The 12,592-nt window shown below is 69.8% G+C and carries 8 protein-coding genes; 5 read left to right on the top strand and 3 right to left on the bottom strand.

Annotated elements, in window-relative coordinates; genetic code table 11:
- The first annotated feature begins 117 nt into the window (after nucleotides 1–117).
- From MO1_RS04405 to holA, 4 genes are all read left to right on the top strand, one after another.
- Nucleotides 118–708 carry a ComEA family DNA-binding protein gene (locus MO1_RS04405; protein WP_036309435.1) on the top strand — a complete coding sequence of 197 codons (591 nt, stop codon included), beginning with the start codon at nucleotides 118–120 and terminating at the stop codon, nucleotides 706–708.
- Nucleotides 705–3,005: a ComEC/Rec2 family competence protein gene (locus tag MO1_RS04400; protein WP_060915296.1), complete on the top strand. Its 2,301-nt coding sequence runs from the start codon at nucleotides 705–707 to the stop codon at nucleotides 3,003–3,005. The genes MO1_RS04405 and MO1_RS04400 overlap by 4 nt, the downstream gene beginning before the upstream one ends.
- A gap of 62 nt (nucleotides 3,006–3,067) precedes the next feature.
- Nucleotides 3,068–3,478, top strand: coding sequence for a Pr6Pr family membrane protein (locus tag MO1_RS04395; RefSeq protein WP_082724361.1), 411 nt, complete (start codon nucleotides 3,068–3,070; stop codon nucleotides 3,476–3,478).
- 9 nt (nucleotides 3,479–3,487) lie between these two features.
- The gene (holA, locus tag MO1_RS04390) at nucleotides 3,488–4,522 is read left to right on the top strand and encodes a DNA polymerase III subunit delta (RefSeq protein WP_060915295.1); all 1,035 of its coding nucleotides are present in this window, start codon (nucleotides 3,488–3,490) and stop codon (nucleotides 4,520–4,522) included.
- A gap of 71 nt (nucleotides 4,523–4,593) precedes the next feature.
- Here the strand turns inward: holA and rpsT are convergent, their stop codons facing one another.
- The 3 genes from rpsT to MO1_RS04375 form a co-directional block, all read right to left on the bottom strand.
- Nucleotides 4,594–4,854 carry a 30S ribosomal protein S20 gene (gene rpsT, locus MO1_RS04385; protein ID WP_036308757.1) on the bottom strand — a complete coding sequence of 87 codons (261 nt, stop codon included), beginning with the start codon at nucleotides 4,852–4,854 and terminating at the stop codon, nucleotides 4,594–4,596.
- A gap of 126 nt (nucleotides 4,855–4,980) precedes the next feature.
- A complete protein-coding gene (locus MO1_RS04380; RefSeq protein WP_060915294.1) occupies nucleotides 4,981–5,715 on the bottom strand; it encodes an alpha/beta fold hydrolase in 735 nt (244 codons plus the stop codon).
- An 86-nt stretch (nucleotides 5,716–5,801) separates the two neighbouring features.
- Nucleotides 5,802–10,505 carry an ExeM/NucH family extracellular endonuclease gene (locus MO1_RS04375; RefSeq protein WP_060915293.1) on the bottom strand — a complete coding sequence of 1,568 codons (4,704 nt, stop codon included), beginning with the start codon at nucleotides 10,503–10,505 and terminating at the stop codon, nucleotides 5,802–5,804.
- Between the two features lie 233 nt (nucleotides 10,506–10,738).
- Here MO1_RS04375 and lepA point away from each other — a divergent pair, with 233 nt between their 5' ends.
- Nucleotides 10,739–12,589, top strand: a complete 1,851-nt coding sequence (gene lepA, locus MO1_RS04370; RefSeq protein ID WP_036308761.1) for a translation elongation factor 4 — start codon at nucleotides 10,739–10,741, stop codon at nucleotides 12,587–12,589.
- The last annotated feature ends 3 nt before the right edge of the window (nucleotides 12,590–12,592 follow it).

Raw genomic sequence — 12,592 nt, 5'->3', positions numbered from 1 at the left:
TGGCGGGCTCGCACCCGCCACACCGAGTCTCCTCCACCGGGGTCCGCTGGAACCGGTTCCTCCCCGGTCTCGGCTGCTGCGGCGTCCTGAGGGTGCCGGGCTCCGATGATCGTGGCCATGGGTGCTCAGGCGGTGTCGGGATCGCGACGCCGGCTCGGCATCGGCGCAGCCATCACGCTGGTGGTGGTCGTCGCCGCCGTGACGATCGCCATCGGGATCGTGCGGACAGGCACCGAGTCGGCTGTGGAAACAGTTCCCGATGCGGTGTCGGAGACTGTGGCGCCGGGGTCGGTCTACGTCCACGTGTCCGGCGAGGTGAGGATGCCGGGGTTGTACCGCCTCGATCAGGGCGCTCGCGTGGTGGACGCGGTCGCGGCAGCGGGCGGGTTCTCGGACGAGGCATCCCGCGACGGGGTCAATCTCGCGCGCCCCGTGAGCGACGGCGAGCAGCTCCTGATCCCGGCCGAAGGCGCTGCGCAGACGGATGTCGGAGCACCCGCAGCGCCGGAAGGTGACAGTCGCGTGAACCTCAACACTGCCGACCTGGCCGCCCTCGACACTCTTCCGCGGGTGGGGCCCGCCATCGCGCAGCGGATCATGGACTGGCGGGAGGAGAACGGCCGGTTCACGAGCGTCGACGACCTCATGGCGGTGCCGGGCATCGGGGAGAAGATGCTGGCGTCGATCCGCGATCTGGTGACGGTGTGAGCGTCAGGACAGCGCGACGCCGCGACCTGCGATTACTGCCGGTCGCGCTCACGGCCTGGGCGGGAGCAGGAGCGGCGATCGTTTTTCCCGCGCACGCGATGGTGGTCGCCGTCGCCTTCTGGGTGAGTGTCGTTCTCGCCCTGGCGATCGCCGCACGAGGGTCTCGGCCGACGACGGCCGCGCTGGTCGCAGTGGCATTCGCCGTCGCCGGGGGCGCGGCATCCCACGTCGCGTTCGTTCAGCCCGCCCGAGACGCCGTCGCCGGTCTGCAGATCACCGGCGGTCGCAGCGTCACCTTCGAGGTCGACGTCGTGGGAAAGATCGAGCGCTCGGCGACGGGTTTCCGCTTCGATGCGATCACGCGCTCTGCCACGATCGGTCGTCAGACGCGGCCCCTCTCAGCTCCCGTCCTCGTCCGCATCCAGGAACGGCCCGCCGGGCTCGACCTCGGCGCTCGAGCCGTGGCGACCGGCACGGCGTTTCGCGCGGATGCCGCCGATCGCGAGGTGCTCGTGGTCGAGGCATCCACGGTCGAGCTCGCGCGTCCGCCGACGGGACCGCTGGCCGCCGCAGCCGAACTGCGCACGGGCCTGGTCGACGCGGTCGCGGGCCTCCCTGACCCCGGCGCGGGACTCGTCCCTGGCCTCGCCGTCGGAGACACGTCGGCAGTCACAGACGACCTCGACCAGCAGATGAAGGCGTCGTCGCTGTCGCACCTGACCGCGGTCTCCGGGGCGAACTGCGCGCTCGTGGTCGGGATCGCGTTCGGCCTCGCGGCCCTCTGCGGGGCGCGGCGCGGCATCCGTGTCGCCGCGGGACTCCTCACGCTGGTGGCGTTCATCGTGCTCGTGTCGCCCGAGCCGAGCGTCGTGCGCGCGGGAGTGATGGCGGCGATCGCGATGCTCGGCGTGCTGCTGGGGCGGATCGGCGCGGGCATGTCGATCCTCTCGGCATCGGTCTGCGTGCTCCTCATCCTCGACCCCTGGCTGGCGGCATCCCTCGGCTTCGCTCTGTCGGCCGTCGCGACGGGCTCCCTGCTCCTGTTCGCCGGTCCGCTCGCCGACGGGATGTCGAGATGGATGCCGGCCCCCGCCGCCCTCGCCCTGTCCGTCCCGCTCGCCGCGCAGCTGGCCTGCGGACCTCTCCTCGTTCTCATCGAGCCGACGGTGCCGCTGGTCGGCGTGCTCGCGAACCTTCTGGCGGGTCCCGCGGCACCCGCCGCGACCGTTCTCGGGCTGCTCGCCTGCCTCGCGCTGCCGGTGCCGGTGCTCGCGCAGGGGCTGGCCGCGATCGCCTGGCTGCCGGCAGCCTGGATCGCCGGAACGGCGGACCTCGCGGCCCGCTTGCCCGGTGCCTCCGTCCCCTGGCTCGAAGGGATGCCGGGGCTCATCGCCCTCGCCGCGACCGGTGCCGCGATCGGGGCGGTCATCGCCGCCCGCCGAGACCGATTGCGCCGCGGGGCGGCCTGGGTCCTCGCGGGGATCGTCGTCGTCGTCGCAGTCGCGGGACCGGTTCGAGCACTCCTCGACCGCACCCGTGTTCCCGGCGACTGGGCGATCGCCGCCTGCGAGGTCGGGCAAGGCGACGCCGTCCTGATCCGCTCCGACGATGCGACCATGCTCATCGACACCGGTCCCGAACCCGGTCCGCTGGCCGCGTGCCTCGACAGGTTCGCCATCGACCGAATCGACATCCTCGTGTTCACCCACTTCGACATGGATCACCGCGGCGGCGCCGACGCGGTGATGGGGGCGGCCGACCTGGTGATGCACGGCCCCGTTCCGGACCCAGAGGCGGCCCACCTGCTGGCGCGCTTCACGGCGAGCGGCGCCCAGACGCAGGAAGTGTCCGCCGGCCAGAGCGGCACGCTGGGGGAGTGCCGCTGGCGCTCGCTCTGGCCGAAGCCGCGCGATCCGGTCTATCCCGCCGGAAACGATGCGAGCGTCGTCGTCGACGTGACCGGATGCCGCGTCCCCGACGCGATCTTCCTGGGAGACCTGTCGGCTCAGCCGCAGCGTTCCCTCCTGGCGAGCGGGGTCATCGATCGCACGTACGCGGTGGTGAAAGTCGCGCATCACGGCAGTGCCGACCAGGATGACGCCTTCTACCGCGATCTCGACCCTCGAGTGGCCCTCGTCACCGTGGGCGAGAACACCTACGGCCACCCGCGGGACGAGATCCTCGAGATCCTCCGTGAGGAGCGCGCCACCGTCGCCCGCACCGACCGGTCCGGTGACATAGCCGTCTGGCGGGACGGCGCGGGTTTACAGGTGTGGCGGTCCCGCGAGAAGGAGTGAGCCTCGCCCGTAGGCTGACCGGACGCCGGTTTCCCGCACATCGCGCACGATCACCCTGATCGGTGTCGTCCGGCTCGTCATCGGGTCCGTCGTGCTCGCCGTGCTCGGCTGGGCGTTCGGGTTCTCAGCGGCACGGGGGAGCAGCGACCCTTTCGACGCTCCACATCGCGCTGCCGGTCTATGCCGCGCTCGACTGGATCCTCATCGGTGACCGGCCGCGACTGCCCTGGCGGAGCCTCTGGCTCGTGCTCCCGTACCCGCTGACCTGGATCGCTGTCGTCCTCTTCCGCGGTCAGACCGACGGGTGGGTGCCCTACGGCTTCCTCCTGCCGAGCAGGGGCGCCGGAACTCTCCTCCTCACCAGCGTTGGGCTCCTCGCGATGCTCCTTGTTGCCGCGGCAGCGGTGTGGGGCCTCGGGCGGGCTCGCACCGCTGTGCTCAGCAGCACCGACTCTGTCCCCACCCCTCGGTAGGCTGGAACCATGCCGAGCCCCCGTCGTCCCGCCGCGAAGGCGACCAAGTCGGCGATCCCGCAGATCTCCTGGCGGTCCCCGCAGCCGGCGCCCCTCGTCCTGATCTCAGGCCCCGAGGAGATCTGCGCCGAGCGGGCGACCGCCGGCATCCGTGAATACCTCCGTGCGGAGGATCCGAGTCTCGAAGTGACCGACGTCCGCGCCGACGACTACGCGCCCGGCACCCTCTTCGCGGTCTCCTCACCGTCGCTGTTCGGCGAGCCGCGCCTCGTCCGTGTTTCAGGTGTCGAGAAGTGCTCCGACGCCTTCCTCGCCGAAGCGATCCGCTACCTCGAGGCCCCGCAGGACGGCGCGACCATCGTCCTGCGCCACACCGGTGCGAGCGTCCGAGGCAAAAAGCTGCTCGACGCCATCCGGTCGGGTGCCGGCGGCGGCGTCGAGATCGCCTGCCCCGCCGTCAAACGGGACTCCGACCGGTTCGACTTCGCGGCGGGGGAGTTCCAGGCCACCAAGCGCCGGATCGCGCCTCCCGCCCTCCGCGCCCTCGTCTCGGCCTTCGCCGACGATCTCACGGAGCTCGCGGCGGCCTGCCAGCAGCTCATCTCCGACGTCGAGGGTGACATCACCGAGCAGGTCGTCGCCCGCTACTACGGCGGTCGCGTCGAGACGACCGCGTTCGCCGTCGCCGACACCGCGATCGCCGGCCGCTACGGCGATGCCCTCGTCACGCTCCGCCACGCGCTGTCCTCCGGCGCCGATCCCGTCCCGATGGTGGCGGCGATCGCTTCGAAGCTCCGCACGATGGCGCGCGTCGCCGGCACCCGCGAGCCCTCCGCAGCTCTCGCGGCGCGCATCGGCATGAAGGACTGGCAGGTCGATCGCGCGCGCCGTGACCTGGCCGGGTGGACCGAATCTTCGCTCGGCATCGCGATCCAAGCGGCCGCGCGAGCGGATGCCGAGGTCAAGGGCGCGTCACGCGACCCCGTCTTCGCGGTCGAGCGGCTGGTCACGGTCGTCGCCACGCGCGCGCCCTACGGCACCTGACGCCTGAAGCCGGAAACGACGAAGGCCCATCCCTTCGGGACGGGCCTTCGTCGTAGCTCAGCGTGCGCGGCTCAGAGAGCGGCGACCTGCTTGGCGATCGAGGACTTGCGGTTGGCCGCCTGGTTCTCGTGGATGACGCCCTTGCTGACGGCCTTGTCGAGCTTCTTGGTCGCCTTCAGCAGAGCCTTCTCGGCGGCGGCCTTGTCGCCGGCCGAGATGGCCGCGCGGGTCTGACGGACAACGGTCCGCAGCTCGCTCTTGACGGCCTTGTTCCGCTCGCGGGCCTTCTCGTTGGTCTTGTTGCGCTTGATCTGCGACTTGATGTTCGCCACGTTCGACGTATCTTTCGTTCGAGGTACAGGTGGATGTGCCGGCGACAGAAGAGGGCTGTCGCTCAGCGGTCGTGTGAGGGAGGAACCCACACGCAAGCCAAAAACTGATCTTATCAGGTCCGGGGCTCATCCCGAAGCCGACCGCGCTCGCTCCATCGTCGCGAGCGCCAGGCCGATCACGGCGTTGAACACGCGAGGTCGCATCGCGGTCACGAGATGCGACGTGCGCGGCACCACGATGAGTTCCGCGTCGGGATTCAGCGCCGTGAACAGGCGCTCATTCGAACGGAGCTGATCCCACTGTCCGTTCACGAACCACGTCGGCACCGAGATCCGCGCCACGGCAGTGACGAGGTCGAGGACCGAGAGACTTCGGAGCGCGACGTCCTGCATGTCGTATGCGTAGCCCCCCGCACCGAAATCGGTGCGCGTCTCGGGGGGCAGCGTGCGGTCGAGGACCATATCGGTCAGGGCCTGTCCGCGCCCGGGAAGCCGATTGAAGCCGCGCGCGAGCGTGCGATAGATCGCGAGTCCTGGGCCGCGCGGGATCGCGGTGCAGCTCGCCGCGATGAAGGCGTCCACGGGCGGCGGATCCTCGCACCCCGTGTACTGGATCGAGAGGAGTCCGCCCATCGAGTGCGCGACGAGCAGGACGGGCCCCCGAGTCGCGGCATCCCTCACCGCTCGGTCGATCGTCTCGAACGCTCCGTCCAGTGTGAAGGTCTCGTTCATGCGGGTGCCGTGCCCCGGGAGGTCCAGCGCATGGGCGCCGATGCCCGCCGCAGTCAGGTGCTCGACCTGGGCGCGCCACATCGAGGCAGAGGTTCGGATGCCGTGGACGAACACGACCTGAGGCGTCATGCCCCCAGCCTACGAATCCGCGAGCGAGGGAAGACGTGACAGCGGGGGCGGATCCGAAGACCCGCCCCCGCCTCGTCGTCGTCCGATCAGAACAGGACGCGCACCGATGCCCGGTTGCTCACCGATCCCTCGGCGACCTTCGGATCCTTCGGGACGAACGTCGCGGTGTACGCGTGCGTCCCTCGGGACAGGCGGCCGAGTGTCGTCGTGGCGAACCCGCGCCGCACCTCCACGGTGGCGATCACCTTGTCGCCCTCGCGGAACTCGACGATGCCCTCGGCGCGGCCGCCCTCCTGCGTGACGATCGCCAGAAGCGTCGCGGGCAGGATCCGGTTGATGTGCACCGGGGGCAGCGCGATGAGAGTGGTGCGGGTTGCCGCGGCGGGCTCTGCAGCCTCTTCGACGGTGACCGGCACCTGCACGACCGTCCCGCTGGGAGCGGCGGTGAGCGTGAGCCGCGCCGTCCCCGCCGGAGTCCCGGCAGGGAGGGTGACGCTGATGGATGCCGCGCCGCTCGACACCGGTGCGGTGCCGAGGACCTGGTCGCCCAGGCTCACCGTCACCTCGGTGTTCGCCGGGGCGCCCTTGCTGGTCACATCCATCCCGGCGACCTGGAACGCCACCGTGTCACCGGCGGCGACGGTCTCGGGGACACCCGACACCTGCACCGCGTGCTTTGCAAAGGACGGTGCGACGGGGGAGTTGTCGGCGATGTGGTCCACCCACGCCTCGTAGTCGAGCAGACCCGTGTCGACGTAGTCGTCACCCTCGGTGAAGGCGCGGAAGTTGTCACCGCCCGCCGCGAGGAACGAGAACGTGCCGATTCGGTAGGTGCCCGCCGGGTCGATGGGCTTGCCATCGACCGTCACGGAGGTGATCCGCTCGCCCTCGGGGAGCGCCGGGTCGTAGGTGTAAGACACGTTGTCCGACAGACCCAGCTGCAAGTAGGGGCGCTGCGGGACGTTCCCCGCGGCATCCCGCTGCCACTGCTGCTCGAGCATCGTCGTGAACTCCTCGCCCGTGAGGGTGATGAGCGCCAGCGTGTTGTTGAAGGGCAGCACCGCATTGGCCTGACTGAACGACACCGATCCGTCGGCGAGCCCCGCGACCGCACTGGCGCCGAACTCGGCCTGCGTGTCGAAGAGGTCGGCACGCAGGCCGCCGGGGTTCGTCACGCCGATCATGGCGCCGTTCGGCAGATCCGACAGGCTGTCGCGCAGCATGTTCGCGACCGAGTTGCCGAGGGTCGACTCCGCGGCGCGGTTGTCACGCGTCCCGCCCGTGTAGACGCCGTCGACGTACGAGCCGCCGCTGTAGGCGGTGGTGATGTCGCCGGAGACCTGACCGACCTCGGTGTTACCGATGGCGGCAGCGTTCGCGACGGCTGCCTTCGTGATCCGGTCGACCTCCGCGACGCGCGGGTACGCAGCCACAAGGTCGGCGGCTGGCGTCGTGGTCCGCGCGACGTTCCGCTCGGTGTGCGCGGAGACGTCGCCCGTGGCGGCATCCACCGTCAGGGTGATCTCACCGATCTTCGCGCCGTACGAGCCGGTCTGCACGACGGGACGGGTGCGGTCGGTGCCGGGGATCGGTGCCGACCAGGCGTACTCCTTGTGCGTGTGACCCGTGAAGATCGCATCGACGTCGGCCGAGGTGTCGTTGATGATCGCGCCGAAGGCTCCGCCCGCAGCGACCTCCTGCTCGAGCGAGGCGCCGTCGGGCGTGCCTGCTCCGGCACCCTCGTGGTACAGCGCGACGATCACGTCGGCTTCACCGTTGGACTCGTCGCCGTCGCTCAGCTGAGCGGCGACGCGGTTCACCGCTTCGACGGGGTCGCCGAAGTCGACGGATTCGATGCCGGTAGGCGTGACGAGTGTGGGGGTCTCCTCGGTGACGGCGCCGATGACGCCGACCGTGAGACCGTCCGCGTCGAGCAACGCGTACTCGTCGAGCGCCGGGGTCGTGGTGCCTTTCTTGTAGACGTTGGCGCCCAGCAGCGGCGCGTCGAGTTCGTCGGCGACCCGGCCCGACAGGTCGTCGAAGCCGCGGTCGAACTCGTGGTTGCCCACCGCGGTGGCCTTCAGGTCCATCGCGTTCAGCACGTCGATCGTGGGCTGATCCTTCGCCACCGACGACGCGAACAGCGACGCACCGATGTTGTCGCCGGCGGACAGGAACAGGGTCGGACCGGATGCCGCCTTCCGCAGCTCCTCGACGGTTCCCGCAAACGCGACGGTGTTGGCGTCGATCCGTCCGTGGAAGTCGTTGATGCCGAGCAGGGTCAACTGGACCGGCGCGGCCTTCGCCTTCATCCCGACGATCACGGGGTCGTGGTCGCTCGAGCGGAACGGGTCAGGGGAGTAGAACTCGGTCCCGTGCGTGCGGAACCGGCTGTATTCCAGAGCGATCGACTCGCCCGAATTGATGTTCCAGATGTCGGCATCCGTCGAACGGGCGAGCGCCGCCTTGTTGAGGAGGATGTGGTCGAGCGAGCCCGACAGCCCCGAGAAGCTGTACGACGACGAGTCGACGTCGAACGCCTGCTCGGCGTCCGAGTAGCCGCCGTCGTACAGCACCTGCAGCGGGTCCTCTTGGCTGTAGGAGTTGAAGTCGCCCGCGAGCGCGACAGCATCGACGTCGCCCTGGATGTCGGTCACCCAGTCGCGGAGCGCCGTGGCCTGACGGACACGCGACTCGTTCGACGAGCCCTGCCCGTCGCCGCTGTCGGCGTCACCGGGCCACGGACCGGCGGAGCCCTTCGACTTGAAGTGGTTCACGACGAACAGGAACGGGGCGCCGCCGGCGGCCGGTTCGAACACCTGCGCGATGGGCTCGCGGGCGTTGCCGAATGCTTCGCCGTCGGCACTTTTGTCGCCCAGGGCGCGCGCGGCGCCGACGGGGGAGACGAGGGCAGGCTGGTAGATGATCGCGTTGGTGATGACGTCCTGCTCGGATGCCGGGGGCAGATCCGTCGACGAGGGCACGAATGCCCAGGTTCCGGCGCCGGCCTTCGCGTTCAGCGCGGCGACGAGGGTCGAGGTCGCTTCGTCCGCCTTCTCTCCGAGGGCAGCCGAGTTCTCGATCTCCATCAGACCGACCACACCGGCGTCCACCGAGGTGATGGCATCGACGAGCTTGGCCTGCTGACGAGCGAGGTCGGCGGCATCCCACGCACCGCGCTGGGCGCAGCCGTCTCGGACAGTCACGCCGTCGCCGAACCGGTCGGTGTACGCCTCGCAGCTCGCGGTGTCGGTACCCAGGGTCGTGAAGTAGTTGAGGACGTTGAACGACGCGATCGACAGGTCGCCGCCGACGTTCGCGGGAGCGTCGGTGCGGACGTTCTCGAAGACGACTTCATCGGTTCCGGTGCCGTCGCCGACGAGCGGGGCCGTCGGGTTCAGCTTCCACGAGTCATTGCGGTAATCGACGATCAGCGGCTCGGTGAACGTGACGCCGGCGCCGACCGTCACCGGCTCGGTGAGCGACACGTACGCGGGCGTCAGGGCCTGGTTCGCGGCCGACGTGTAGTCGAGCCCGGCGCCGTCGTCGAGGCGCACGCCTCGTGCGGCGTTGTCCGCGGCGACAGCGGCTGCAGCGTCGCTACCCGGACGGGCGGCGTCGGTCGGCTGGCGCAGCGGCGAGTCGCCGGCGGCGAGGCCGACCTCACCGAAGCGGTTGGTGCTGAAGGTGTCGCTGACGGTGAACTCACCCTGCGGCGCGATGAGCATCGACTCGAGTGACTCGCGCTCGGCGGCGGACTTCGGCCACCCGATGGTCGCCGGAACGGGAGCCGCCGCGTCGGCGACGATCTCGGCGGCTCCCGGCTTCACCGTGAGTTCGGTCAACCCGCTGAACTCCGAGACGACGCCGGTGACCGTCACGGTGTCGCCGAGGGCGACCTCGCCGGTCGCTCCGGGCGCGTAGACGAAGACGGCGTCGGAGGCGGTGTGCGTGGTGAGGTCCAGGCTCGCGCCGGTTCCTGCCGTCTGGATGACGTAGCCGTTGTATCCACCGGACGGGTAGTGCGCGGTGACCACGCCGGTCGTGGTGACGGTGCGGCCGGTCAGGGGCGAGGCATCCGTCGTGCCCTGGATTTCGGCGATCGTTGCGACCTGGGGCTCGGGGTCGGGTTCGGGGTCGGTGTCTGCGCCGAGCCCGGTGGGAGTCGGGGTGCCCGCGGTGAAATCCGCCGCATTGTCGGCCGTGTTGGTGGCCTCGGCGTCGCGCGACACGCTCGTGCCGTTGGAGGTGCCGGGCGCGGGGCCCGACCCGGCGTACGAGGTCGCGGTGGTCCCCCAGCCGACGAGGTCGACCACCTGGTCGAGGGTCGCGATCCCGGTGCTGCCCGTGAGCGGCGTCTCGGTCGAGACGAGGGCGACCTTGGCGCCGCTCCCGCTCATCGCGATGGTGCCGTCGACGTCGGCGTCGAAACCGGCCAGCGCCGTGTTGCTCCCGGGTGCCTGACCGACCAGCAGGTTCTCGCCCGCGGGGAGGTCGATGTCGCCGAGCTTCGTGACCTGCCACGAGGCGCCGGCGGCCGAGGCGTACTGCACGCTGTAGCCGCTGAGGTCGATGGTCTCGTCACCCGTGTTCGCGAGTTCGACGAAGTCACGGTTGAAGGCGGCGCCGCTGTTGCCGCCTCCGCCGTAGACCTCGGAGATCACGAGCGGCGAATCGGACGACACCGCCGCCGTGGCGGCAGAGGGGACGAGTGCGAGCCCCGCGGCCGTCACCGTCGCGGCGGTCAGTAGGGCGCAGGTCCGGCGGAGAACCGGATGCGCGGCGGGCACGGGGGCAGGTGGGTGCGACACAGGGTTCTCCCGAGGCGGCGCGGGCGCGGTGCTTATCGCGCAGGAACCGACCGCCATCTTGAGCATTCGGGCGGTGTGGGGCGCCCCGCAAGGGTCAGATCGGTTAACTCTTTCTCATGCGTCGGTGCGCTGGCGTGTCGGCGTGGCAAGCGGTTATTGTGCCGGATCTGCGGGGCGGCTGCCCGGCTTGTCGCCGGTAGACTCGCCTGGTCATGTCACCCCGCTCTCTCACGCCCCTGCAGCCCGCGGCCACGCCGCCCGCGCAGCTCCGCAATTTCTGCATCATCGCCCACATCGACCACGGCAAGTCCACCCTGGCCGATCGCATGCTGCAGATCACCGGCGTGGTCTCGGACCGCGACATGCGCGCTCAGTACCTCGACCGCATGGACATCGAGCGCGAGCGCGGCATCACGATCAAGAGCCAGGCGGTCCGGATGCCGTGGACCACCGACGCCGGCACGTTCGCCCTGAACATGATCGACACCCCGGGCCACGTCGACTTCACGTACGAGGTCAGCCGCTCGCTCGCCGCATGCGAGGGCGCCATTCTTCTCGTTGACGCCGCGCAGGGCATCGAGGCGCAGACGCTGGCGAACCTCTACCTGGCGCTCGAGAACGACCTCGAGATCATCCCGGTCCTCAACAAGATCGATCTGCCCGCGGCCGACCCGGAGAAGTACGCGGCCGAGCTCGCGAACCTCATCGGCGGTGACCCCGCCGACGTCCTCAAGGTCAGCGGCAAGACGGGCATCGGCGTCGAGGAACTGCTCGACCGCATCGTCGAGCGCATCCCGGCCCCGCAGGGCGACGCCGACGCTCCCGCCCGAGCGATGATCTTCGACTCCGTCTACGACGCCTACCGCGGCGTCGTCACCTACGTCCGCATGATCGACGGCAAGCTCGAGCCGCGCGAGCGGATCCAGATGATGTCGACGCGCGCCGCACACGACCTCCTGGAGATCGGTGTGTCGAGCCCGGAGCCGGTGCCCACCAAGGGGCTCGGCGTCGGCGAGGTCGGCTACCTGATCACGGGCGTGAAGGATGTCCGTCAGTCAAAGGTCGGCGACACGATCACGAACCACCGGAAGCCCGCGACAGAGGCCCTCTCCGGGTACACCGATCCGAAGCCGATGGTGTTCTCGGGGATCTACCCGATCGACGGTAGCGACTACGCCGTCCTCCGCGAGGCCCTCGACAAACTGAAGCTCTCGGACGCCTCGCTGCAGTACGAGCCCGAGACGTCCGTCGCCCTCGGCTTCGGCTTCCGCTGCGGTTTCCTCGGTCTCCTGCACCTCGAGATCATCACCGAGCGTCTCTCGCGCGAGTTCGATCTCGACCTCATCACCACGGCGCCGTCGGTGACGTACACGGTCACGACCGACACCAACGAGACGGTCACGGTGACGAACCCGTCGGAGTACCCGGATGGCCGGGTCGCGGAGGTGTCCGAGCCGGTGGTCAAGGTCGGCATCCTCTTGCCGAAGGACTATGTCGGCACGGTCATGGAGCTCTGCCAGTCCCGTCGCGGGACGCTCCTGGGCATGGACTACCTCAGCGAGGACCGTGTCGAGCTCCGCTACAACATGCCGCTCGGCGAGATCGTGTTCGACTTCTTCGACCACCTGAAGTCCAAGACGCAGGGCTACGCGAGCCTCGACTACGAGCCGGCGGGCTCGCAGACCGCCGACCTCGTGAAGGTCGACATCCTCCTCCAGGGCGAGAAGGTCGACGCGTTCAGCTCGATCGTCCACCGTGAGAAGGCCTACGCCTACGGCACGCTGATGACCGAGCGCCTCCGCAAGCTGATCCCGCGGCAGCAGTTCGAGGTGCCGATCCAGGCCGCCATCGGCGCGCGCATCATCGCCCGGGAGAACATCAGCGCGATCCGCAAGGACGTCCTCGCCAAGTGCTACGGCGGTGACATCAGCCGCAAGCGCAAGCTGCTCGAGAAGCAGAAAGAGGGCAAGAAGCGCATGAAGATGGTCGGCCGCGTCGAGGTCCCCCAGGAGGCGTTCATCGCCGCTCTCTCGGGCGACGTCGAGGGCAAGGACAAGAAGTAGGCT

The sequence above is a fragment of the Microbacterium oleivorans NBRC 103075 genome (genome assembly GCF_001552475.1).
GTDB lineage: Bacteria > Actinomycetota > Actinomycetes > Actinomycetales > Microbacteriaceae > Microbacterium > Microbacterium oleivorans.
This window is presented reverse-complemented; position numbering and strand designations above follow the sequence as displayed.

What these genes read in the sequence shown, in the direction of transcription:
- MO1_RS04380 (WP_060915294.1), bottom strand. Translation starts at nt 5,715, where the DNA reads ATGACGCCTCAGGTCGTGTTCGTCCACGGCATCCGAACCTCTGCCTCG.
- lepA (WP_036308761.1), top strand. Translation starts at nt 10,739, where the DNA reads ATGTCACCCCGCTCTCTCACGCCCCTGCAGCCCGCGGCCACGCCGCCC.
- holA (WP_060915295.1), top strand. Translation starts at nt 3,488, where the DNA reads ATGCCGAGCCCCCGTCGTCCCGCCGCGAAGGCGACCAAGTCGGCGATC.
- MO1_RS04405 (WP_036309435.1), top strand. Translation starts at nt 118, where the DNA reads ATGGGTGCTCAGGCGGTGTCGGGATCGCGACGCCGGCTCGGCATCGGC.